Origin of the sequence: Sporolituus thermophilus DSM 23256, from assembly GCF_900102435.1 — a bacterium.
GTDB classification, from domain to species: Bacteria; Bacillota; Negativicutes; order Sporomusales; family Thermosinaceae; genus Thermosinus; species Thermosinus thermophilus.
Map to the genome: position 1 here is coordinate 89,228 of NZ_FNBU01000004.1, position 22,367 is coordinate 111,594.

A 22,367-nucleotide genomic window follows, 5' to 3' on the forward strand; every position below is an offset into this window, starting at 1 on the left:
GCTAATCCGTGTTAAGATATAAATGTCTTACCACGACAGCGGGAGGTTTTTTATGGCGTATACAGTAAAACGTTCGGTTTGCCCCTACGATTGTCCCGACGCGTGCGGACTGCTGGTGGAGGTGGCCGACGGCAAGGCGGTGGGCGTTAAGGGCGACCCTGACCATCCCTTTACCCGCGGTGTTTTGTGCCCGAAAATGGCCCACTACGAACGGACGGTTCACGCGCCGGGCCGCCTGACCCGGCCGCTGCTACGCACCGGCCCGAAAGGGGCAGGGGAGTTTAAGCCTGTTTCCTGGGATGAAGCCATTAAGATAATTGTTGACCGGTGGCAAAAAATCATTGCCGAGGATGGCAGTGAGGCCATATTGCCGTGCTCATACGCCGGCACGATGGGACTCGTCCAGCGTAATGCCGGTCACGCCTTTTTTTACCGGCTGGGCGCATCACGGCTTGATCGCACCCTTTGCACGCCGGCGAAAGATTATGGCTGGAAAGCGGTAATGGGCGGAACGCTGGCACCCCATCCCGATGAAGCAGCCGACAGCGACCTCATCATTTTATGGGGCTTGAATGCGTTAGCCACCAACATTCATTTCCTTCATGCCGTGCGGCGGGCCAAAAGGCAGGGCGCAGCCGTGTGGCTAATCGATACCTATGCCAACCCTACGGCCAAAATTGCCGACCGCGTCTTTCTCGTCCGTCCCGGCAGTGACGCCGCCCTGGCGATAGCGATGGCCCATGTCCTGGTACGGGACGGTTTGGTAGACCGGGCCTTTATTACCCGCTATGTCCAAGGCTATGAAGAGTATAAGCGGGAGATACTGCCCGACTATACCCCCGACGCGGCCAGTAAACTGACCGGCCTGCCGGCGGACGTGATTGAAGAAATGGCCTTGGCCTATGGCCGCGCCGCGGCGCCGTTTATCAGCGTGGGCGGCGGTTTAGCCCGCTATGGCAACGGGGCGATGACGGTCCGGGCGATTGTGACGCTGCCGGCGCTGACCGGGGCGTGGCAGAAGCGGGGCGGCGGCGTGCTGGTCGGCGTTAGTACCGGCAGCGCTTTAAACCTTTCGCTCATAACCCGCGAAGACCTTATGGATGAGCGGACGCGTATCATCAATATCAATCAAATCGGCGATGCCCTGAATGATTTAACCGATCCCCCGATAAAGAGCCTCTATGTTTATCATTCTAATCCGGCGGCCGTGCTGCCTGATCAGAACCGGGTAATCCAGGGTCTGTTACGGGAAGACTTGTTCACCGTCGTCCATGAGCGCTTCCTCACCGACACCGCCCGCTATGCGGATATAGTCTTGCCGGCGACCACATCGCTGGAACACAGCGACATTTACCGCGCTTACGGCCACTACTGCCTGCAGCGCGCCTTCCCAGTCATTGCGCCGGTCGGCGAGGCCAAGTCCAACTGGGAAGTTTTTTGTCTGCTGGCGCAGGCGATGGGCTTTCCGGACGAGATTTTCCGGCGGACAGCCGACGAGCTGATTGAAGAAATGCTCGCTCACCCTACACCATGGCTTGAAGGAGTGGATATGGCGCGGCTAAGGGCCGGTCTGCCGGTTGAGCTCCCGCTGCCGGCGGATTATAAACTGGATTTTAAAACTCCATCCGGTAAGATTGAAATTTTCAACCCCCGCGAAGCCGAACCGCTGCCCCGTTATCTGCCGCCCCATGGCGACGACGCACCGTTCTGGCTGATGACGGCCCCTAGCCTGTATGGCCTGAATTCGTCCTTCAGCGAGCGGGCCGACCTCATCCGGCGGCGCCAGCGCATGAACCTGCTCATGAATCCTGACGACGCCGCGGGTAAGGGACTGCGCGACGGCCAGCGCGTGATTGCGTTTAACCGCCGGGGAGAAGTTGCTTTTTATCTGGCCGTGTCGCCGGCGCTGCCGCCTGGCGTTGTTGTTGCCGAAGGGGTATGGTGGCTGGACTACGCCTTAAACGGCCGCACTGTCAACGCGCTCACGTCGCAGCGCCTTACTGACCGGGCCGGCGGCAGCACCTTTTACGATACCAAAGTGGATGTAAGAGCGGAGTAGAAAAGGCAAAAAGGGACAAGGTCTTAAGTGATCTTGTCCCTTTTCTTATGCGTCGGCGGATTTATTGTGGGTAGTGTTTTTAACCGGCAAAATAACCGTCGAGCAGCTTGATATACTGCTTTTTGGTCAATAGCGGTTTAAAGTTTGCGATGATGGCTTTGGCTTTCTCGGCATTGCCGGCCAGGAGATCGACAGCGGTCATGGCCAGCAGTTTGGCCGGCAGAACACAGGCGGCAAAGTAGTCGACCACCCGGAAATCGCGGACATGCAGTGAACCGGTTACCCCGCCCACATAGGGATGAATGGACGGAATAAGATGGGACACGTCGCCCATATCGGTAGAACCGCCGAAATGACCGGCGCGGATCAGTTTATCCGGAGCAATGAACTGACGCGCGTTAGCGGCGAAGAGTTCGTTGAGCTCGGCCGGGCAGTCGAGCGGAAGATAGCCGGGTAGCGTCTTAATGATGGTTTGGGCGCCGACGGCATCACCGCCGGCTTTGAGGGCCCGGTCAACTTTATGATGGGTAGCGTCGATGGCCGCCATGGTTTTGGCGCGCACATATGTTTCCAGACGCACATCGGCCGGCACGCTGTTGACCAGGTCGCCGCCTTTGGTAATAATGGGATGGACGCGAACAACGTCCTGATCGCGGAAAGTCTCGCGCAGGGCATGGATGCCCATCAGGCCCAACATGGCAGCGTTGAGCGCATTAATGCCCTGGTCGGGGGCTTCGGCGGCATGGGCTTCCTTACCTATGTATTGGATGGTTTTACCGATAAACCCGTTGCTCGATTCGCCGATCACAACGGCAGCTTCCGGCTGCTCTTTGGCCGAATGCACCATCATGGCAATGTCAATGTCGTCAAACTCGCCGCGGTAAATGAGTTCCTGTTTGCCGCCAAGATAATGGAGCTTGCCTTCTTCCCGCAGTTTAAGACGATAGGCGATTTCCACATATTCTTCGGCCGGCACGGCCATGAAGGCAACATTGCCGGCCAAGTGGTCGGCGACGCCGGCGCGCTTAAGTCCCAGCGCGGCGCCGCACATGGCGGCCAGCTGTAGACTGTGGCCGCAGGCATGAGCTGCGCCGGTGAGCGGATCGGCCTGCGGGCTGTCGGGGCAACGTACGGCGTCGAGTTCACCGAGAATAGCCACCGTGGGGCCGGCGGCATTTTCTTTTAGTCGTGCTTTAACGCCGGTAAGGGCAAGCCCCTCGCGGTACGGAAGGCCAAGGTCCTGAAAAAACCGGGCCGTCCGCGCCGCCGTCTTGGTTTCCTTAAAACCTAGTTCTGGAGTCTCTTCCACGGCTTTGGCGAAAGCAATTATCCTGTCCGCCTGTTCGTCAATGGCCTGGCAGACAAGTGTTTTTAATTCCTGGACAGTCACGAATATCACTCCATCACGTTTTTTCTTTTTTCTTTCCCTTTCGCTATCTTGTCCAGGAATTCCTGTCCGGGTAGGTTAGACAGGTGAAAAATTTCTCCCATACTATTGACGCTTTGTATTGTACGGTGATACAATTGTCCCTGTGAAAAACATTGCGAATTGCTGAACCAACCAAGAAGGAGGAACTAGGGGTGAATGTCCTGAAGAATTGGAAAATCCATGTCTGTGCCCTCATTATTGTCATTATTTGTGAACTCATTGGGACCCGCAAGGTGCCGCTCGGCCCGGGCGTGCTGCTTTTCCTGCCCATGTTGTGGGCGATGATTATTGGCGGGTTTTTGAGTTTGCCCCGGTTAAAGTTCGTTAAACTGGACGAGATGAATGCCGCGGCATCGGTTCTGAGCTTGACCGCGCTTGTTCTTGTCACCAAACTGGGCCTGATCATCGGGCCGCAGCTGGCCAAGCTGGCCCAGTCCGGCCTGGCGCTCTCCCTGCAAGAGCTGGGGCACTTTTTCGGCACCGTTATTCTCGGGCTGCCAATTGCCATTCTGCTTGGTCTGGGCCGAGAGTCCATCGGCGCCACCTTCTCGATCGACCGTGAACCCAACATCGCCATCATTGCCGAAAAATACGGCCTTAATTCGCCGGAAGGCCGCGGCGTTATGTCGGTATATATCTGCGGTACGCTGTTCGGGGCGGTCTGGTTGGGGCTGCTCGCTGGTTATCTTGCCGCTCTCAAGATTTTTCACCCTTACGCCTTGGCGATGGGCGCCGGCGTCGGTTCCGGCAGCATGATGGCGGCGGCGTCGGGGGCGATTAAGGCGGTATTTCCCGAGCAGGCCAACGAAATCCTTATGTATGCGGGCGCCAGCAACTTACTTACGACTATTATCGGCATTTATTTCTCGTTGTTTGTCTCCCTGCCTGTGACCGAACGACTGTACAAAATGCTTACCCCTATTCTCGGACGGCGTCAGCAGCCGGCGAAGGAGGCTGAAGCGAAATGAAATGGCTTGACATGATTTTGATTTTTGCGCTGATGGGCGTTATGTCCGTCATTGGCAATAGCATCGGTTATAAAACATCCATCCTGGACGGGGCAATCGGTTATGCGATTATTATGGCCATTACCCTGGTCGGTATCCTGCTCGCGCGGGTTGTTCCCCTGAAATTGCCGATGGTTTTCTGGATTTCGATTATTGCCCTGCTCACTACGGCGCCGTTTTCGCCGGTAGCGAAAATCGTGCTTGCTTATACTAATAAAGTGGACTTCCTCGCCCTCTGTACGCCGATCTTAGCCTATGCCGGTTTGTCGGTCGGCAAGGATTTGCCTATGTTCAAGCAAATGTCCTGGCGGATTGTAATCGTGGCGCTGGCTGTTTACACCGGCACTTTCGTCTTTGCCACGCTGATTGCGCAAATCATGCTGCATGTCGAGGGTCTAATTTAAAAAACTTAAGGAGGTGGTGTACCACCTCCTTAAGTTTTTTAAATTGTTTACACGACTGCCCCGATAGTTTACAATGGTAAACAGAAAAATATGCCGGCGGGGTTGAGATTAATGGGCATTACACGGGCGGATAAATGGCTGGCGGCTTTGCTGGTTGCGGCGGCGCTGGTCGGAATAGGCCTTGAGCTGTGGTTTTTACCCCAGTCAGGCAGTAAAGTTGTCCAAATTTGGCAGGACGGCCAACTTGTTCGGACGATTACGCTGCGGGAAGGCTACCGCGAGGAAATACGGCTAGGCGGCGCCAGTCGCTTCAATATCGTGGAAATAGACGGTACGCGGGTGCGGGTGCGCGATGCCGATTGTCCCGACCGGTTGTGCGTTCGCACCGGCTGGGTTATGGCCGAACCGCAGCAGGTGGTATGCTTGCCCTACCGGGTCGTGGTCAAAGTAGTGTCATCCGCTCCGCCCGACGTTGATACAATCGTCCGTTAGTGAGGAAAAGCCATGCACACCAGACGAATGGTTCTTATTGCGCTACTTACTGCGGTCGCAGGTGTCCTCCACGCGGTGGAAGGCTGGCTGCCCCTGCCGGTGGCCGTACCCGGCGCCAAGCTTGGTTTGGCGAATATTGTGTCGCTTGTTGTCCTGGAATTGTTTGGCTGGCGGGCGGCACTACTTGTTGGCCTGCTGCGCGTTCTGCTGGGGACGCTGCTGGGCGGCGCCTTGCTTGGCCCGGCTTTTGCGATGGCCTTAAGCGGCGCCGTTGTCAGCACGGTGGTCATGGCTGCGGCTCTCCCGCGACTGTGCCCGCCTTTCTCGCTGGTCGGCATCAGCGTCATGGGCGCGGCGGTACACAACATAGCCCAAATGCTAATTGCGGCCATTGTGGTGGCCAGCCCCGGCCTTCTCTGGTATTTGCCCTATTTACTGCTGTTTGCGGTGCCTACCGGCCTAATGACCGGCTTGACGGCGCGCCATTTTTTAGCGAAACTGCCCCGTGAATTTGCGGTTAGGAAACCATAGTAGCGTCAAAATCAGCTGCACAACGATGACGAATATTTTCATGTCGATAATATAACAGAAAAGCAAAAAATCGGGGTGGACAATGTTGGCAAATTATTTCAATATGACAAATTTAGCAATAGAAACATAAAATCCCAGACCGCTGGTGCAAGGATTTCTTTTTTTTTTGTAGAAGAATGTTTGATACGGCACAAGCGGTATCTTGGACGATACAGGGGGTTATACTGGTGAAGGGCGGCAGAAACAAAGGCGTTGGTACGCTGGTGTTGTTTTTAGTAACCGGCGCGGTGTTGGGCGGGGTCCTTGGCGAGGTCATTGCCGGTTCGACACTGATGGCCGGAATTGTACCCTATTTGATTAAAACTTATCCGGTCTTTGATTTTCCGCCGGTTACCATAAACTTATACGTGCTTCGCCTGGTAATAGGATTTGCTTTCCATCCAAATCTGATTAGCCTGTTGGGTGTTATTGTGGCGCTGGTTCTTTTCCGTCGTTTCTAGGAGGTATCTTAATGGGCATTATTTTAGCGTCCGCGTCGCCGCGGCGGCAGGAACTATTGCGGCAGGTAGGGTGTCAGTTCGAGATTGTTGTCAGTGATGTGATTGAGGATAACGGACAGCACGTGCCGCCTGCCGAATTGGCGGTAACACAGGCCAAGGCTAAGGCGCTTGACGTAGCGGCCAGGGTGAGCAGCGATCAGGTAGTGATCGGCGCTGATACCATTGTCGTGCTGGAGGGGCAGGTCTATGGCAAACCTGCCGATGCCGACGATGCCCGGCGCATGCTAACCGACTTGTCTGGCAAGGAACATCATGTCATTACCGGCGTGGCTGTCGTCAAGGGCCAAAACATATGGACCGACTTTGCCGTAACCAGCGTCAGGATCCGTAATTTGTCCGCCGTGGAAATTGAACGCTATATTGCCACTGGTGAACCGATGGACAAAGCCGGCGCTTATGCTATTCAGGGCAAGGGCGCTCTCTTGGTCGAGGGTATCAGCGGTTGCTACGCCAACGTAGTGGGCTTGCCTCTGGTTACTTTGGCCGGACTCTTGAAAAAAGCAGGCGTTGAATTACTATGAAAACAACGCTGGATAAACCTTTGTTACTTAAAGAGCTGCCCGCAGAGGAGCGGCCACGGGAAAAACTGCTGGCCAAAGGTCCTCAGGCTTTAAGCAATGCCGAACTGCTGGCGATCTTGCTCCGCACCGGCACGAAAAATCAGTCGGTCATGCGTCTGGCTGAAGGACTGCTCGCCATGCAGGATGGTTTGGCTAAGGTTAGCCGGCTTACGGCTCAGGAGCTTAGCAAGATAAAAGGCATTGGCGCGGCCAAAGCCGTTACGCTTGTCGCCGCCATGGAACTTGGCAAGCGGTTGGCATCGCTCGAAGCCATGCAGCGCGCGGTCATCAGATCGCCTCAGGACATTCGGGATCTTATGATGCCACGCTTACGCTATGAAACCAAGGAGCACTTTGTCGCTCTGCTGCTGTCGACCAAGAATCATGTTCTGGCCATGCCGGTTATCTCGGTAGGTAATCTGAACGCTTCGCTGGTTCATCCGCGGGAACTTTTCCGCGAGGCCATCAATCATAGCGCCGCCGCCGTCGCTCTTGTTCACAACCACCCGAGCGGCGACCCTACTCCCAGCCGGGAAGATATAGAAATTACCAGGAAGATGATCCAGGCGGGCGAGATCTTGGGCATTGCCGTTCTCGACCATGTAATAATCGGTGACGGCAAGTATGTTAGCCTGAAAGAAAAGGGAATAATATAATTAGTTTTATGTGTTGATGAAAGGAGTATTAATCATATATGGTTAGTTTATTCAATTCGCTGGCGCGCGATATGGGGATCGATCTTGGCACGGCCAATACACTTGTTCATGTAAAAGGCAAAGGCATTGTGCTGCGCGAACCGTCGGTAGTGGCGATTCAGCGCGATACAGGCGAAGTACTGGCCGTGGGCGAGGAGGCCAAGCAAATGATCGGTCGGACGCCTGGCAATATTATTGCCATCCGGCCGCTGAAAGACGGCGTCATTGCTGATTTTGACGTTACGCAGGCCATGCTCAAGTATTTTATTCGCAAGGCAATGGATACGCGGTCTTTCATCCGCCCCCGTGTTGTTGTCGGTGTTCCGTCAGGCGTGACGGAGGTCGAAAAACGGGCCGTCATTGATGCCACCATTCAGGCCGGCGCCCGGGAAGCATATTTGATTGAAGAACCGATGGCGGCGGCCATAGGCGCCGGACTGCCGGTACACGAACCGACCGGTAACATGGTTGTAGACATCGGCGGCGGTACGACCGAAGTGGCGGTCATATCCCTGGGAGGTATCGTTACCAGCCGCTCGATTCGCATTGGCGGCGACGAATTGGACGAGGCCATCATTCAATACATTAAACGGACGTATAACCTCATGATCGGCGAGCGGACCGCCGAGGAAATAAAGATTTCCATTGGTTCGGCCATTGTGCCGCCGGCGGATGAGACCATGGAGATCCGTGGTCGCGACCTGGTTACCGGCCTGCCGAAAACACTGCCGATTCGGGCAACGGAAATTCAGCGCGCGCTCAGTGAGCCTGTTTTCGGGATTATTGAGGCGGTAAAAGTTACGCTGGAGAAGACACCGCCCGAATTGGCCGCCGACATTATGGATCGGGGTATTGTCATGACCGGGGGTGGTTCGCTGCTGCGCGGTCTGGACACGCTACTTAACAAAGAAACCGGCATGCCGGTGCATATTGCGGAAGACGCCCTGTCGTGCGTCGCTTTGGGTACCGGCAAAGCGCTGGAGAGTATTGACCTGCTTAAACGCGTGCTAATGTCGCCGAAAAAGCTCGGATAAGGGGGAGGCCCGCGGTGCGTTTTTTTCGAAAAAAAGCGGTCCTGTTAACAGTAGCGGTATTGACCGTCTTTTCGCTGGCCTTCTTCGCTGCCCGCGGCAAATACCAGTTCACCGTTTTGGAGCAAGTGGTGACGACGGTGCTGGCGCCGGTAGAATCACTGGTGGCCCAAATTGGCTTTAGTGTTCGCCGGGCAACATCCTCTTCCTGGCAGTTGGTGACCGCATATCGCGAAAACCAGCAGCTTAGGGCCGAAATCGAACAACTCAGACAAACCAACCTGAACGTGACGGAAATTCTTGCCGAAAACGCACGACTGCGGGCCATGCTCGACTATAAAAAAGGAGCGCCGCAGTTTGATTTTGTAACGGCGGCAGTGATCGCGCGCGATCCGGGCACATGGACAAATGTGATTGTTATTAACCGCGGGGCAGCCGATGGCCTGACCAAGGACATGCCGGTCGTCACGCCGCGAGGACTGGTAGGCAACGTTGTCCAGGTGTACCAAACGACGGCCAAGGTACAGCTTATTTTAGACCCGCGCAGCGCTGTCGGCGCCATGGTGCAGCGACCCGAATCACGGGTAGCGGCTATTGTCGAAGGGACCGGCGCCAATCCGCTGGCGCCCCGCATGGTTAACCTGGCCCGCGATGCCGATATTATTAAAGGTGATAAAATTATTACCTCCGGTTTTGGCGGTATTTACCCCAAGGGGCTTTTGATTGGCGAGGTTACTGACATCGTCAACGAAGAAGGCGGGCTGTTAAAATATGCTATCTTGAAGCCGGCTGTCGATTTTGATAGACTAGAAGAGGTTATGGTAATCGTCCGTTCTCGCGAACCCGTGCCTGCTATGCCGGCGCCGTCGCCTGCCGGAAAAAGCGCGCCTGCGACGCCGAAAGGAGCGGGAGGATGAGGACGCTCATATGGTCGGGGCTTATTCTGATTGCGATAATTTTTCAGGCGGCCGTGGTCCCGCTCATTGCCTATAAGGGAGTGCGGCCCGATTTACTTCTGATTATTGCCGTTTCCACCGGTCTGCTCTTGGGCAAAGAACAGGGAGTGGGCGTCGGTTTTTTTGCCGGCCTGGTCCAGGACTTGGCGTCAGGCAATATCTTTGGACTTAATACGCTGGCCAAAATGGCGGCCGGTTATGTGGCCGGTCTGGCGGAACGCAAGGTCTTTAAAGAAAACGTCCTGCTGCCGGTGCTGGCTACCGTCGCCGCTACCCTGTTTCACGGCGCTATCATTGTGGTGCTGCTTGCCGGTTTGGGGTATAAGGTCGATATTGCGGCGGCTTTTATTTATAACTTTTTACCGCAACTTGCGTATAATGTAGTTTTGGCCATTCCTGTCCATCTGCTGGTGGTTCGCGTCAGCCGGATTGGCAATTCTCCCCGCGCCTGATTAAGCGGGGGTTTTTGGTTAGAAAGGAGGGGTGTTGGGTGCTGGTCAAACGGATTAACCACCGCTTTGACGTGCTGGCGATAATCATTATCCTGGTGTTCGTCGCGCTTGTCAGTCGTCTGGCATTTTTGCAGGTGGTACAAGGTAAATATTACGAGCAACTGGCAGACGGCAACCGTATCCGGCTTATTCCTATTATGGCCCCCCGCGGCATTTTCTATGACCGTAACGGGATGACGCTGGTATCCAACCGCCCCGGTTTTACCGTATCGCTCTTGCCGATTACCGGGCCTGTGCCGCCGGAAGTAGTGGACAAGCTGGCCGGGATTTTGGGGATGAAGCGGGAAGAAATTGAGACCAAAATAAAACAGCACACCGGCACCTTTGAACCCATCCGCATCAAGACCGATATTGGCCCGGAAATCGTGACGAAAATCGAGGAGCGGCGCAGTGAGCTTCCCGGTGTGGTAATCGAGATCCAGCCTGTCCGCAACTATGTTTATAACGAACTCGGCGCGCATGTTTTCGGCTATGTCGGCGAGATCAACGATACGGAACTGGAAAAAAAGAAAGCCGAAGGCTATAAAATCGGCGACATTATCGGCAAAGCCGGGTTGGAACGGGTGTATGACCGTCAGTTGCGCGGGGTTGACGGCGGCGGCCAGGTAGAGGTTGACGTAACCGGCCGGCCGGTACAGATTTTGGGCAAAAAAGATCCGGTCCCGGGCAACAATCTTGTTTTGACTCTCGATTACCGGGTACAAAAGGCGGCCGAAGCTGCTATTGACGAACAGCTTAAATATCTGCAGACCAAGACCGAATATATTAACGCGAAAGCGGCGGCGGCCGTGGTAATGAACCCGAAAACAGGCGAGATTATAGCCATGGTCAGCCGGCCGGCCTTCAATCCTAATCTGTTTAACGGCGGTATCTCGGCTAAAGACTGGAAGGCGATTAACGAAAATCCCTTTGACCCGATGACGAATAAGGCTATTTCCGGGGAATATCCGCCTGGTTCAACTTTTAAAATCGTGACCGGGGCAGCCGCCCTGGAACTGGGAAAAGTTACGCCTGAGGAAAAAATTCTGGACACCGGCAAACACTGGCTCATTCCCAAAGGCAACGCAATGGGCGAGGCCCTTGGCTGGATTAACTTTAAGGAAGCGTTATCCAAGTCGGACAACGTATATTTCTACGAGATGGGCAACCGGCTTGGCATCGACAATCTGGAGAAGTACGCACGGATGTTTGGCCTGGGTGCTCCCACCGGTATAAACCTGCCCGGCGAAATGGACGGGCTGGTGGCCAACCGCCGTTATAAGGAAAAAGTATACGGCGAAGACTGGTACTTATCTGAAACTTTTGATGCGGCCATTGGTCAGGGTTTTCAATTGGCGACGCCGCTGCAATTAGCGATGCTTATCAGTGAAGTGGCTAATGGCGGTTATCGCTACCGGCCTTATCTGGTAAGCAAAATTACCGGGCCGGACGGAAGTGTTATCAAAACCTTTCAGCCTGAAGTCGTAGGCAAGGTCGAGCTTTCGCCGCAGACGCTGGGCCTGATCCGCGAGGCGCTGAGCGAGGTGGCCAAGGAAGGTGGTACGGCCGGGGAAGTCTTCCGCGATTTCCCGATCACCATTGCCGGCAAGACAGGGACGGCGGAAAACCCCCATGGCGACGACCACGGCTGGTTTGTGGCCTACGCGCCTTATGAAGACCCGCGGGTCGCCGTGGCGATAATTGTGGAACAGGGCGGCTTCGGCGCTTCCTCCGCCGTGCCCATTGCTAAGAAAATCTTTGAGGCGGCCTTTAACCTAAATCAGCCGCCGAGCGAGGAACAGCGCGTGTATCAACCGCATACCGCCTTATAAGCATAGCGGCATATGAAAACGGAAAAAGGGGCCAGGCGCGCCCCTTTTTCCGTTTCCGGCAGGAATATTTCGTCTGGGCCGCGAATTTAATTGCAGAGATTCAGTGTATATGGTAAAATTTGGGAGAGAATATGGCGGAAACTGTAGTATTTAAAGGTACCAAGGGTGGTCTTAGACTGCTCTTTGATGAAACAGAAGATTTTGCCGTCGTCTTACAGCAGTTAGCCGCAAAGCTGGAGCAGGCAGCCGCATTCTTTACCGCCGGCGCCAGCATTGCCGTCCCGGCGGCAGCAACATTCATGCCTGAGCAGCGGCAGCAGCTCCGCGACCTGTTGGCCCGGTATGGTTTGATCATGGCCGAACCGGACGAACTAGCGCCGACCAAGCGGGAAGAGGCGCCGCTACCCGCTGGCCAGGACAAGCCGTCAGTACTGGTGATCGGCAAGACGCTGCGCGGCGGTCAGAAAGTGGAATATGAGGGCGCCATTATTGTGGCCGGTGATGTAAATCCGGGCGCCGTCGTCATTGCCGGCGGCGATATAACCGTTCTCGGCGCCTGCCGGGGCGTTGCCCATGCGGGCGCTTACGGTAACCGGCAGGCAACCATTACTGCCGACCGGCTTATGGCCACACAACTTAGAATTGCCGATTTAATAGCCCGTGCGCCTGATCAGCTGGAAGAGCCGCAGTGTCCGGAGCGGGCGCGCATCGTGGGCGAAGCGGTAATTATTGAGCCAGCCAATTAGTGACGAGGAGGAATTAGATGGGAGAGGTCATTGTTATAACATCAGGCAAAGGCGGCGTTGGCAAGACGACGACTACCGCTAACCTGGGAACAGGCTTTGCCCTTCAGGGTAAGCGGGTCGTACTTGTTGATGCAGATATCGGCCTGCGCAACCTGGATGTGGTAATGGGCCTGGAAAATCGTATCGTCTACGATTTGGTCGATGTCACCGAGGGCAACTGCCGGCTAAAGCAAGCGTTAATCCGCGACAAGCGTTATGAAACGCTGTATTTGTTGCCGGCGGCCCAGACCCGGGATAAAACGGCGGTGAGTCCAGACCAAATGAAGCAGTTGTGTCAGGATTTGGCGCAGGACTTTGACTATGTAATCATTGACTGTCCTGCCGGCATTGAACAAGGCTTTAAGAATGCCATTGCCGGCGCTGACCGGGCGATTATTGTGACTACGCCCGAAGTTTCGGCGGTACGGGATGCCGACCGTATCATCGGTCTTTTGGAAGCCGAAGGCAAACACAATCCTAAGCTCATTATCAACCGGATCCGGCCCCATATGGTGAAAAAGGGCGACATGATGGATATTGACGACATCATCGAAATTCTGGCTATCGACCTTTTGGGCATTATTCCCGAAGATGAGTATATCGTTATTTCCACGAATCGCGGGGAGCCCGCGGTGGCCAATCCGGCTTCCCTGGCCAGCACGGCTTACAAAAATATCGTCCGGCGGCTAATGGGTGAAAATGTGCCGCTAATGACATTGGAAGCCGAGGAAGGGTTTTTCGGCAAACTGAAAAAAATTTTCGGCCTGTAAGGTTAGGAGGGGAGCGGCGTGTTTGAGTTGTTGCAGAAAGTGTTCGGCAAAGAGACGGGTGGGTCAAAGGACATCGCGAAAGAACGGCTGCGGTTGGTGCTGGTCCACGATCGGGTCAACGTTTCGCCACAGTTTATGGAAGTTTTGAAAGAGGACATGATTAAGGTTATCTCCAATTACATGGAGATTAACGAACGGGAAATGGAAGTTCAGCTTACCCATACCAACAGTTCGGTAGCATTGGTGGCCAATATTCCTGTTAACCGTATGAAACGCAGCGCTTTGATGCCCGAGCCATAAAAGCAGGGGTAGCCCTGCTTTTGTCACTTTAAGTGCGCCTGGACGACGGCGGCGTTTGGGATTATAATATAACCGAAATTTGTTTAAGATAAGGAAAATAGGAATGTTAAACCGTCGTTTACTGAAAAATCTCGATTACACGGTTATCACCGTGACCGTGCTGCTGATCATGATTAGTTTGGTCATCATTGGCAGTGCCACCCATATTAATACGCCGAGCGAGGACCGTTATTGGTATGTGCAGCGCCAGGGCTTGTTCGCCCTTATTAACTTCGTGTTAATTTTTATCATGCTCCATTTCGACTACAAGGTGCTAAGCAAGTATGCCAATATCCTGTACGTCTTCAACCTGGTCATGCTGCTGGCGGTCATGTTTGTCGGCACTTCCGCCCTCGGCGCCCAGCGTTGGATTCAAATCGGGCCGATTACCCTGCAGCCCTCCGAATTTTCAAAACTGATTATGATTATTTGCCTGGCGCATATGCTGGATAAGCGCATGAATAAGCTTAACACTTTCAAAGACATTATTCCCGTCTTTATCTTTGTGGGCGTCCCCTTTCTCCTGGTGCTCAAGCAGCCTGACCTCGGCACGTCCCTCGTCTTTCTGGCCATTCTGTTCGGGATGCTTTTTATAGCCGGTATCAGCATTAAGCACTTGCTGGCCATTTTTGGCGCCGGCGCCGCCTTTATGCCGATTTTTTGGCATTTTCTCAAAGACTATCAGAAAAAGCGGCTCATTGTCTTTATGGACCCCAGCGTTGACCCGCTCGGGTCGGGTTACCACATTATCCAGTCCAAGATTGCCATCGGCTCCGGCATGCTCTTTGGCAAAGGTCTTTTTGCCGGTACGCAGAGTCAGCTTAACTTTTTGCCCGAAAACCATACCGACTTCATTTTTGCCGTCATTGGCGAAGAACTGGGGTTTGTCGGTGCCGTTGCCATTCTTCTGCTGTATTTTATTCTCCTGTATCGCGGCGTGAAGATTGCCGCCGCCGCCAAGGATAACTTTGGTACGCTGCTGGCGGCCGGTATCACGTCAATGCTGACTTTCCACGTACTTGTCAACGTAGGTATGACGGCGGGCATCATGCCGGTGACCGGTATTCCGCTGCCGCTGATGAGCTATGGGGTAAGTTCGCTTACCACCAACCTAATGAGTATTGGTCTCTTGCTAAATATCTATATGCGGCGACAGAAAATCCTCTTTTGACTAAAAGAGTGCACAATTAGGCTTGTGCACTCTTTTGTTATATTTAAACGGCTTTGTCATATATATTGCATAAGAACTTATTTTCCGCATGCAGGTGGAGGGATGGCGATGGCAAAGCTGTGGCATAGATGGAAAAACCGCTGGGACAGCAGGGACTATCATTGGCAGTACCGTGATGACGAAGTGGATTACGGCTGGCTCAAACGCACGGCGGTGGCAACACTTATTTTTTCCGTTGTCTACATCGCCCATGTTTCCGAGACGGTAGTCGGCAGATTGGTAGATGACGGCATCCGCTACATCCTTGCTACGGAAACGGATTTTGCCTATCTTGCCGACCGGTTGGCAAACTACGCGCCACACGGGTTTGACACGACGGTGCTCAAACGGGTCCAGACGACTGTTTCCCGTCCGGCCGATCCGCTCTTGTATATGAGTAAGCCCGTGGACGGTAACATTGTTGCTCCTTTTGGCTGGCGGACCCACCCGGTGCTCAAACAGCAAATGCTGCATGAAGGCATTGATATCGAAGCGCCGCTGGGGGCCAGCGTTAAGGCGGCAGCGCCAGGCAAGGTAAAAATGGTTACGGACAGCGCCCAATACGGCCGGGTGGTCATTATCGAACATAGCCAGGAAGTGGAAACGCTTTACGGGCATTTAGGCGAAGTGCTTGTAAAACCAAATGAACCGGTCAGCCAGGGCCAGGTAATCGCCCGAGTGGGCAAAACCGGCATCACGGCCGGGCCGCTTTTGTACTTTGAGGTCAGGGAAAAGGGCAAACCGGTAGATCCGCTGACACGGCTTAAAGGAACATACCCGGACAAAGAGGGGAAGTGACAGTTTGCGGGCCGGCAAAGTAGCAGGCGTACAGTTAATCCTTAATAATTGGTTCTTACTGTTGATGGCTTTATTTGCTGCTGCCGGCATGCTAGGCAAAGCGCTGGTGGTGTTTGTCGCGGTTTTGTGGCACGAGACGGCCCATGCCCTGGTGGCGCACCAGCTGGGCTATCGCGTGCGGGAGATCGAACTGCTGCCGTTTGGGGGGGTTGCCCGTATCGACCGGCTGGGGGAAGCCGCGGCGGCGAGCGAACTTTGGATTGCCGCGGCCGGGCCGCTGTCCAGTCTTGTTGTGGCCGGCCTTTTAGCTATGGGGCGCACGGCATGGCCAGCCTGGGCGGAGGAACTTACCTTCTGCCTCCACGTGAACTTAACCTTGGCCACTTTTAATCTCTTGCCGGCTCTGCCGCTCGACGGCGGCCGCATCTTGCGGGCGCTGCTCAGTAAAGGGCGTGATTACGGCCAGGCGACAGCGGCAGTCGTCAGGCTGGGCAAACTTATCAGCTTGGGACTAGTAGCGGCCGTGGCTTTTGACTACTTTGTCCACCAGAGTATTAATCTCACCTTTCTTATTGCCGCCGTGTTTTTATACGCCGCCGCCAAGGCAGAAACTTCTGCTGCCAGTTTCCGCATAATGCGGGTGCTGGCCGGTAAAAAGGCCGAACTGACGGCGCGGGGGGTGTTGCCCACCGTTCACTTCACGGCGGTGGCGGGTGCGGCTGCCCGCGACGTTGTCCGCCTTTTTGGTCCGGAGCAATATCATATTGTGCTCATTGTTGATGATACCTTCCGCTTGCGCGGCGCCCTCACCGAGACAGAGGTGTGGGAAGCGTTGCCAGAGCATGGAATGTACGCTAAAATCGGTGATTTTTTATCTTAATCCTGCCGCGTTTGGCAGGATTTTTGCATGGGGCGGAGAAGCTAAGGTTGCATTCAGGAAGTAATGCCCCTTTATGGGCAATACTATGGCAAAAAGGCGATATTTTTCTTGCTTTGGAGGTAACCGATGATTGTTCTCGATCCGGCCATTCTCAGCCGAGTGGCTAAACCTGCCCGTTATACCGGCCACGAGTGGAACAGTGTGCACAAAGACCATGCAAAGGTTGATGTTACTTTTGCGTTGGCTTTTCCCGATGTTTACGAGGTGGGCATGTCCCATCTCGGTCTCAAAATCTTGTACCATATCCTTAACCGGCGTTCGGATACGGCCGCGGAGCGCACTTTTGCCCCCTGGGTGGATATGGAAGAAGAAATGCGCCGCCACGGTATTCCGTTATTTGCGCTGGAGAGTTTTCGCCCGGTCCGGGAGTTCGATGTCCTTGGCTTCACGCTGCAGTACGAAATGAGCTATACCAACATTCTCAATATGCTTGATCTGGCGGGGATCCCGCTTTTGGCGGCTGAGCGGGGGGACAATGATCCCGTTGTTATTGCCGGCGGCCCCTGCGCGTTTAATGCCGAACCATTGGCCGACTTTATCGACTTTTTTGTGCTGGGTGAGTCAGAGGAAGCAATAGAAGAAGTTGCCGCCGGCATTGCCGCCTGGAAAAAGGCCGGGCGGCCGGGCGGGCGCACCGGTTTGTTGGCCCGCATGGCGACAATCGAGGGCGTCTATGTTCCTTCCTTTTATGATGTGACCTATCATGCCGACGGCACGGTAGCGGCCGTCGCTGCCCGCCGCCCGGAGGCCAAAGCGGCCATTACCAAGCGGATTGTTAAGGACCTGGAGAAAATCGACTATCCCACTAAACCGATAGTACCATATATAGACATTGTCCATGACCGCATTATGCTGGAACTTTTCCGCGGCTGTACCCGGGGCTGCCGCTTTTGCCAGGCCGGGGTGCTGTATCGACCGGTGCGCGAGCGCAAAGTGGAAACGCTGCTCCGCCTGGCTGAAGAACTGGTAAACAATACGGGCTACAGCGAGATTTCCCTCACCTCGCTCAGTTCGGCCGACTACTCAGGGCTAGACCGGTTAGTAACCGCATTGATTAATCGTTTCCGCGACCGCGGGGTTAGTGTTTCCCTTCCCTCACTGCGGATTGACAGCTTTTCCATCGGGCTGGCCCAAAAAGTGCAGCAGGTGCGCAAAAGCGGACTGACGTTTGCGCCAGAGGCGGGAACCCAGCGTATGCGCGATGTCATTAATAAAGGCGTGACCGAAAAAGATTTGGAGGAGGCCGTGGGCGCCGCCTTCCGGGCTGGCTGGTCGTCCGTTAAACTGTATTTTATGATTGGCCTGCCTACCGAACGAGAGGAAGACATAAAAGGCATTGCCGACTTAGCATATCGCGTTCTCGACCTATATAAAGCAATCAAGGGGCGGCGCGGGGCCAAAGTAACTGTCAGCGTGTCGTCGTTTGTGCCTAAGCCGCATACGGCCTTTCAGTGGTACGGCCAGAACACGGTCGATACGCTTCATGAGAAACAAAACTATCTCCGCTCGCTTTTGCGCGACCGCAATATTTCCTTCAATTGGCACGATGCCCGCATCAGCTTCCTGGAAGGCGTTTTTGCGCGCGGTGACCGCCGGCTGGGCAAAGTTCTTATGGAGGCTTGGCGGCGCGGCGCTAAATTTGACGGGTGGTCGGAGCACTTTAAATACGAAGTTTGGCTGGCGGCTTTTGCGGCGGCCGGACTGGATCCGCATTTCTACGCCACGCGGGAGCGCTCCTTCGCTGAGCGGCTGCCGTGGGATCACCTTGATGCCGGCGTTAATAAGGCTTTTCTGCGCCGTGAATACGAGCGGGCGCTGGCCGGCATGTTCACGGCCGACTGCCGCCGCGATTTGTGCAGCGCCTGTGGCGTCTGCCCGGGACTAGGCGTGGATATCATTGACTGGGGGGATAAGCGGTGATGGCCAAAGTGCGGCTGGAGATTACCAAAGGCGATGAAATACGTTATATTTCGCATCTTGACTACTCGCGCACCGTAGAACGGGCGCTTAGGCGGGCTAACGTGCCCGTGGCTTACTCAGAGGGCTTTAATCCGCATATGAAGGTAGCCTATGCGTCTGCCTTGGCGGTGGGGATAGCCAGCTCCGCCGAATATGTGGATATTGAACTGACCGAAGAAATACCCCTGAACGATTTTCTCGCCCGGGTGATGCCGCAGCTTCCGGCCGGAATTAGCGTAAACCGGGCGCGCTACATCAATCCGAAAACGCCGGCCCTGATGGCAACGGTTAATTTGGCGGCTTACGAAATTCGCGCTCCCCTGCCGCTGGCGGCGGCACCGGCGGCGCTGGCCAGCCTGGCCCGGTTTCACGATGCGCCAGTTGCTCCTTATGTGAAAGAAAGCCCGAAAGGCCGGCGCGAAGTGGACGTTAAGCAGTATCTGGCCGGGCCGGTACAGGCCGTGACGACAGGCGACGTACTGCGGCTGGCAGTGGAGGTAAAGATTACCAAGGTTGGCAGTGTCAAGCCCGGCGAAGTGCTCGAATGTCTTGTCCGGCAATTTGGCCTGCCGGTAGAGCCTATGGCGGCCGTAATTGACCGCACCGGTTTGTACATTTGTGACGGGGCGGTGCGGCTGACGCCCCTTGACGTATAAGGGAAGGCTAAAGGGGGAGAGGCCTGTGAACAAAACCATTATCGCCAGCATTATGCCGGAAGAGAGCCGGATGGCGCTGGTAGAGGATGGCGAACCGGTGGAGTATGTTCTCGAGCGGGGCGCAACCGGTCACCTGGTAGGCAATATTTATAAAGGAAAAGTAAAAAACGTCCTGCCTGGTATGCAGGCGGCATTCATTGATATTGGCGGCGACAAAAACGCCTATCTGTATGTGGAAAATGTTGACGCGAACGAAGGACGGCTTACGGTCGGGCAGGACATACTGATCCAAATTGTCAAAGACGCCAGCGGCAGTAAGGGACCGCGGGCGACAACGGGATTAATGCTGCCCGGCCGCTATGCGGTGCTTGCGCCTTATGCTGACGGCACCGGCGTTTCCCGCCGGATCGAAGACGAGGCTGAGCGCCAGCGGCTCCGGCAATTAGCCGATAAGGTCAAGCCCGAGGGTATGGGAGTGATTGTCCGTACCGCTGCCGCCGGGTGCAGTGAAACGGAACTGGCGCGTGATGTGGAATATTTATATAACCTCTGGGCAGCCCTTGCTGCCCGGGCCAAACGGTCGCCGGCGCCGACCTTGCTTTACCGCGACGTAGATTTAGCGATTCGCATTGTGCGCGATTATTTGGATGACGATGTGACCGAGGTGGTCATTGATAATCGCGATGCCTACGGGCGGGTGTGCGACCTCTTGCAGCATCTGGCGCCGGCGGCGCTGGCGAAAGTAAAGTTTTATGAAGACCCGGAAGATGTTTTTGTCCACTATGGTATTGCCGCTGACTTGAGCCGCTTGCTCAAACGGGAGGTGGAACTGGCCTGCGGCGGTTTTCTTGTTATTGACCAGACCGAAGCGCTTACGGTAATCGATGTCAATACCGGCCGATTTGTCGGCGATACCAGCCTTGGTGATACGGTCTTCCGGGTTAATATGGAGGCGGCGGCGGAAATTGCCCGCCAGCTCCGGTTGCGCGACATTGGGGGCATTATAATTGTCGATTTTATCGACATGGCCAAGGAAGAACATAAACAGACCGTACTCGCTTTTTTGGCGGAAAAAATGCGTCAGGATCGCACGCGCTCCAAGATTTTGGGTCTTACCAGCCTGGGACTGGTGGAAATTACCCGCAAGAAGGGACGACCGGACCTGAATAGTCTTATGTATAGTGAGTGTCCCTGCTGCGAAGGACGGGGACGAATTCAGTCGCCAGAGACGGTGGCCATTAATATCCGCCGGCGTCTGCGCCAGGCGGCGGCGCAGCGCAAACTGGCATCGCGCCTGGTTATTCAGGCCCACCCGCAGGTTGTGGAAATATTATCCCGCCAGGGCGAATTGGCGCGACTGGAGCGGGATTTGGCGCGAAAACTTACACTTGAGGCGGTGCCGACCATGCACCCCGAATGCTACTCTATTTTATATGATAAAGAATGACTGGGCTTCATTGACAAAGCCTATTTGGGCTGGTAGAATTAATTGATGTAGGCACTGGCCTGCTTTCAACCGCTCGGAGAGGTGGGAAAAATCCGGAAGGATACCGTATCCGGCGAGTCTATCGCAAGGGAGGTGTAGCAATGTACGCAATTATCGAGACTGGCGGCAAACAATACCGTGTAGCCGAAGGCGATGTACTGACGATTGAAAAAATTGACGCCGGTGAAGGGGAAACGATCGATTTCGACCGTGTTCTCACCGTTGTGAAAGACGGCGAAGTACTTATCGGCAAACCGATGGTGGCTGGTGCGAAAGTAACCGCCAAAGTGCTGGAACATGGTAAAGGCAAGAAAATTTTAGTCTTCAAATATAAAGCTAAGTCCAACTACCGCAGACGGCAAGGCCATCGTCAGCCCTTTACCAAAGTTGTAATTGAGAAGATTCACGCCTAACCATGATTAGGGTGGAGATAGTTCGTAACCGTGCCGGTTCGATTGAAAGTTTTTGTGTTACCGGCCATGCTAATACGGCGCCGCACGGTGCGGATATCGTTTGCGCCGGCGTATCGGCGCTGACGGATTCGGCGGTGCTCGGTCTCGAGCGTTATCTTGGCCGCAAGCTGACCTTGCAGGCCGGCTCAGGTCTTCTGGCCGTGAAATTGGCGGCGCCGCCTGATGAGCGGACGGACGCCATTTTGGAAACTATGCTGCTAGGTATTAAGGAAATTGCCCGCTTATATCCGCGCATTGTCCGGATTGTTGAACACGGGAGGTGAAACACGTGTTTAAGTTTAATCTTCAGCGTTTTGCCCATAAAAAAGGTGTTGGCAGCTCGCGCAACGGCCGCGATAGTGAATCGAAACGTCTTGGCGTAAAGCGCCATGCCGGTGAGGTTGTCACCGCCGGCAGCATTTTGGTGCGCCAACGTGGTACGCATTTCCATCCGGGCGTTAACGTCGGTATTGGCAAAGACGATACCTTGTACGCCAAAATTGCCGGACGGGTCGCTTTTGAACGGAAAGGGCGCTACAACCGGCAGGTAAGCGTATATCCTTTGGAAAGCGAACAAGCCATGTAATGAGATAATACCTGCGGCTGACCGCAGGTATTATTTTTTTCTACACCGGTAGGAATTTTGTATTTTAGCGCGAAAGAGTCAAGCAAAGTGCCAATAATCCGGAAGGAATGATATCAATGGCTACCGGCGAGATATGTTCCGAACTTCTCCGCTTACTGAAACTGCAGCGCCATGACTTTATTAATCACCTACAGATTATCCATGCCATGTTGCAGCTCGGGCGGGTGGAAAAGGCGCTCAGGTATATCGAAGACTTGTCGCGCGACCAGGCGCTGGTCACTGACCAGTTGGCCAGCCACAAAGAGCTGGCCAATTGCCAGCGGAAAACCGGAACGTGAT

Annotated in this window: 24 protein-coding genes and 1 pseudogene; 24 read left to right on the plus strand and 1 reads right to left on the minus strand. The window is 54.7% G+C overall.

The genetic code is table 11. The features are described from left to right. Positions 1-52: 52 nt before the first annotated feature. Positions 53-2,059 (plus strand): molybdopterin oxidoreductase family protein, encoded by a 2,007-nt coding sequence (locus BLQ99_RS03920; protein WP_093688335.1) that lies wholly within the window; start codon positions 53-55, stop codon positions 2,057-2,059. Between the two features lie 79 nt (positions 2,060-2,138). On the opposite strand, the gene BLQ99_RS03925 is transcribed toward BLQ99_RS03920, so the two are convergent. Next, positions 2,139-3,449, minus strand: coding sequence for an amidohydrolase (locus BLQ99_RS03925; RefSeq protein WP_093688337.1), 1,311 nt, complete (start codon positions 3,447-3,449; stop codon positions 2,139-2,141). A 191-nt stretch (positions 3,450-3,640) separates the two neighbouring features. Here BLQ99_RS03925 and BLQ99_RS03930 point away from each other — a divergent pair, with 191 nt between their 5' ends. From BLQ99_RS03930 to BLQ99_RS04045, 23 genes and pseudogenes are all read left to right on the plus strand, one after another. After that, positions 3,641-4,456 carry a DUF3100 domain-containing protein gene (locus tag BLQ99_RS03930; protein WP_093688339.1) on the plus strand — a complete coding sequence of 272 codons (816 nt, stop codon included), beginning with the start codon at positions 3,641-3,643 and terminating at the stop codon, positions 4,454-4,456. Then, positions 4,453-4,899: a hypothetical protein gene (locus tag BLQ99_RS03935; protein ID WP_093688341.1), complete on the plus strand. Its 447-nt coding sequence runs from the start codon at positions 4,453-4,455 to the stop codon at positions 4,897-4,899. Before BLQ99_RS03930 ends, BLQ99_RS03935 begins: the two co-directional genes overlap by 4 nt. 111 nt (positions 4,900-5,010) lie before the next feature. Next, complete coding sequence (locus BLQ99_RS03940; protein WP_245690242.1) at positions 5,011-5,391, plus strand: NusG domain II-containing protein; 381 nt, start codon at positions 5,011-5,013, stop codon at positions 5,389-5,391. Between the two features lie 12 nt (positions 5,392-5,403). Further along, complete coding sequence (locus tag BLQ99_RS03945; RefSeq protein ID WP_093688344.1) at positions 5,404-5,922, plus strand: Gx transporter family protein; 519 nt, start codon at positions 5,404-5,406, stop codon at positions 5,920-5,922. Positions 5,923-6,149: 227 nt separating this feature from the next. Continuing rightward, positions 6,150-6,422, plus strand: coding sequence for a DUF4321 domain-containing protein (locus tag BLQ99_RS03950; RefSeq protein WP_093688345.1), 273 nt, complete (start codon positions 6,150-6,152; stop codon positions 6,420-6,422). Between the two features lie 11 nt (positions 6,423-6,433). Continuing rightward, positions 6,434-7,003, plus strand: a complete 570-nt coding sequence (locus tag BLQ99_RS03955; RefSeq protein ID WP_093688346.1) for a Maf family protein — start codon at positions 6,434-6,436, stop codon at positions 7,001-7,003. Beyond that, on the plus strand, positions 7,000-7,698 hold the full coding sequence (gene radC, locus BLQ99_RS03960) for a RadC family protein (protein WP_093688348.1): 699 nt from the start codon (positions 7,000-7,002) through the stop codon (positions 7,696-7,698). Before BLQ99_RS03955 ends, radC begins: the two co-directional genes overlap by 4 nt. 38 nt (positions 7,699-7,736) lie before the next feature. Beyond that, positions 7,737-8,771, plus strand: coding sequence for a rod shape-determining protein (locus tag BLQ99_RS03965; protein WP_093688350.1), 1,035 nt, complete (start codon positions 7,737-7,739; stop codon positions 8,769-8,771). 14 nt (positions 8,772-8,785) lie between these two features. Beyond that, on the plus strand, positions 8,786-9,685 hold the full coding sequence (gene mreC / locus BLQ99_RS03970) for a rod shape-determining protein MreC (protein WP_093688352.1): 900 nt from the start codon (positions 8,786-8,788) through the stop codon (positions 9,683-9,685). After that, a complete protein-coding gene (gene mreD / locus BLQ99_RS03975) occupies positions 9,682-10,176 on the plus strand; it encodes a rod shape-determining protein MreD (protein WP_093688354.1) in 495 nt (164 codons plus the stop codon). The genes mreC and mreD overlap by 4 nt, the downstream gene beginning before the upstream one ends. Positions 10,177-10,214: 38 nt before the next feature. Continuing rightward, positions 10,215-12,047, plus strand: a complete 1,833-nt coding sequence (gene mrdA, locus BLQ99_RS03980) for a penicillin-binding protein 2 (RefSeq protein WP_093688356.1) — start codon at positions 10,215-10,217, stop codon at positions 12,045-12,047. Positions 12,048-12,178: 131 nt separating this feature from the next. After that, the gene (locus BLQ99_RS03985) at positions 12,179-12,793 is read left to right on the plus strand and encodes a septum site-determining protein MinC (protein WP_093688358.1); all 615 of its coding nucleotides are present in this window, start codon (positions 12,179-12,181) and stop codon (positions 12,791-12,793) included. A gap of 17 nt (positions 12,794-12,810) precedes the next feature. Then, complete coding sequence (minD, locus tag BLQ99_RS03990; RefSeq protein ID WP_093688360.1) at positions 12,811-13,602, plus strand: septum site-determining protein MinD; 792 nt, start codon at positions 12,811-12,813, stop codon at positions 13,600-13,602. An 18-nt stretch (positions 13,603-13,620) separates the two neighbouring features. Further along, positions 13,621-13,902: a cell division topological specificity factor MinE gene (gene minE / locus BLQ99_RS03995; RefSeq protein WP_007288760.1), complete on the plus strand. Its 282-nt coding sequence runs from the start codon at positions 13,621-13,623 to the stop codon at positions 13,900-13,902. A 103-nt stretch (positions 13,903-14,005) separates the two neighbouring features. Then, complete coding sequence (rodA, locus tag BLQ99_RS04000) at positions 14,006-15,112, plus strand: rod shape-determining protein RodA (protein WP_093688362.1); 1,107 nt, start codon at positions 14,006-14,008, stop codon at positions 15,110-15,112. 108 nt (positions 15,113-15,220) lie between these two features. Then, a complete protein-coding gene (locus BLQ99_RS04005) occupies positions 15,221-15,949 on the plus strand; it encodes a M23 family metallopeptidase (RefSeq protein ID WP_093688364.1) in 729 nt (242 codons plus the stop codon). A 4-nt stretch (positions 15,950-15,953) separates the two neighbouring features. Next, on the plus strand, positions 15,954-16,829 hold the full coding sequence (locus tag BLQ99_RS04010) for a M50 family metallopeptidase (protein WP_093688366.1): 876 nt from the start codon (positions 15,954-15,956) through the stop codon (positions 16,827-16,829). 126 nt (positions 16,830-16,955) lie between these two features. Beyond that, positions 16,956-19,504 (plus strand): annotated as a pseudogene (locus BLQ99_RS04015) (TIGR03960 family B12-binding radical SAM protein). A gap of 25 nt (positions 19,505-19,529) precedes the next feature. Beyond that, positions 19,530-20,951, plus strand: coding sequence for an Rne/Rng family ribonuclease (locus BLQ99_RS04025; protein ID WP_093688370.1), 1,422 nt, complete (start codon positions 19,530-19,532; stop codon positions 20,949-20,951). 140 nt (positions 20,952-21,091) lie between these two features. Then, positions 21,092-21,403 carry a 50S ribosomal protein L21 gene (rplU, locus tag BLQ99_RS04030; RefSeq protein WP_093688372.1) on the plus strand — a complete coding sequence of 104 codons (312 nt, stop codon included), beginning with the start codon at positions 21,092-21,094 and terminating at the stop codon, positions 21,401-21,403. 2 nt (positions 21,404-21,405) lie between these two features. After that, positions 21,406-21,726, plus strand: a complete 321-nt coding sequence (locus BLQ99_RS04035) for a ribosomal-processing cysteine protease Prp (RefSeq protein ID WP_093688374.1) — start codon at positions 21,406-21,408, stop codon at positions 21,724-21,726. 5 nt (positions 21,727-21,731) lie between these two features. Next, a complete protein-coding gene (gene rpmA, locus BLQ99_RS04040; protein ID WP_093688376.1) occupies positions 21,732-22,028 on the plus strand; it encodes a 50S ribosomal protein L27 in 297 nt (98 codons plus the stop codon). Positions 22,029-22,144: 116 nt separating this feature from the next. Continuing rightward, positions 22,145-22,366 carry a Spo0B domain-containing protein gene (locus BLQ99_RS04045; RefSeq protein WP_093688378.1) on the plus strand — a complete coding sequence of 74 codons (222 nt, stop codon included), beginning with the start codon at positions 22,145-22,147 and terminating at the stop codon, positions 22,364-22,366. Position 22,367: the final 1 nt, after the last annotated feature.

Excerpts from the sequence above, each read along its gene's own strand:
- BLQ99_RS03920 (WP_093688335.1), top strand. The coding sequence starts at position 53 with ATGGCGTATACAGTAAAACGTTCGGTTTGCCCCTACGATTGTCCCGAC.
- BLQ99_RS03935 (WP_093688341.1), top strand. The coding sequence starts at position 4,453 with ATGAAATGGCTTGACATGATTTTGATTTTTGCGCTGATGGGCGTTATG.
- BLQ99_RS03940 (WP_245690242.1), top strand. The coding sequence starts at position 5,011 with ATGGGCATTACACGGGCGGATAAATGGCTGGCGGCTTTGCTGGTTGCG.
- BLQ99_RS03945 (WP_093688344.1), top strand. The coding sequence starts at position 5,404 with ATGCACACCAGACGAATGGTTCTTATTGCGCTACTTACTGCGGTCGCA.
- BLQ99_RS03955 (WP_093688346.1), top strand. The coding sequence starts at position 6,434 with ATGGGCATTATTTTAGCGTCCGCGTCGCCGCGGCGGCAGGAACTATTG.
- radC (WP_093688348.1), top strand. The coding sequence starts at position 7,000 with ATGAAAACAACGCTGGATAAACCTTTGTTACTTAAAGAGCTGCCCGCA.
- BLQ99_RS03965 (WP_093688350.1), top strand. The coding sequence starts at position 7,737 with ATGGTTAGTTTATTCAATTCGCTGGCGCGCGATATGGGGATCGATCTT.
- mreD (WP_093688354.1), top strand. The coding sequence starts at position 9,682 with ATGAGGACGCTCATATGGTCGGGGCTTATTCTGATTGCGATAATTTTT.
- BLQ99_RS03985 (WP_093688358.1), top strand. The coding sequence starts at position 12,179 with ATGGCGGAAACTGTAGTATTTAAAGGTACCAAGGGTGGTCTTAGACTG.
- minD (WP_093688360.1), top strand. The coding sequence starts at position 12,811 with ATGGGAGAGGTCATTGTTATAACATCAGGCAAAGGCGGCGTTGGCAAG.
- rodA (WP_093688362.1), top strand. The coding sequence starts at position 14,006 with ATGTTAAACCGTCGTTTACTGAAAAATCTCGATTACACGGTTATCACC.
- BLQ99_RS04005 (WP_093688364.1), top strand. The coding sequence starts at position 15,221 with ATGGCAAAGCTGTGGCATAGATGGAAAAACCGCTGGGACAGCAGGGAC.
- rplU (WP_093688372.1), top strand. The coding sequence starts at position 21,092 with ATGTACGCAATTATCGAGACTGGCGGCAAACAATACCGTGTAGCCGAA.
- BLQ99_RS04035 (WP_093688374.1), top strand. The coding sequence starts at position 21,406 with ATGATTAGGGTGGAGATAGTTCGTAACCGTGCCGGTTCGATTGAAAGT.
- BLQ99_RS04045 (WP_093688378.1), top strand. The coding sequence starts at position 22,145 with ATGGCTACCGGCGAGATATGTTCCGAACTTCTCCGCTTACTGAAACTG.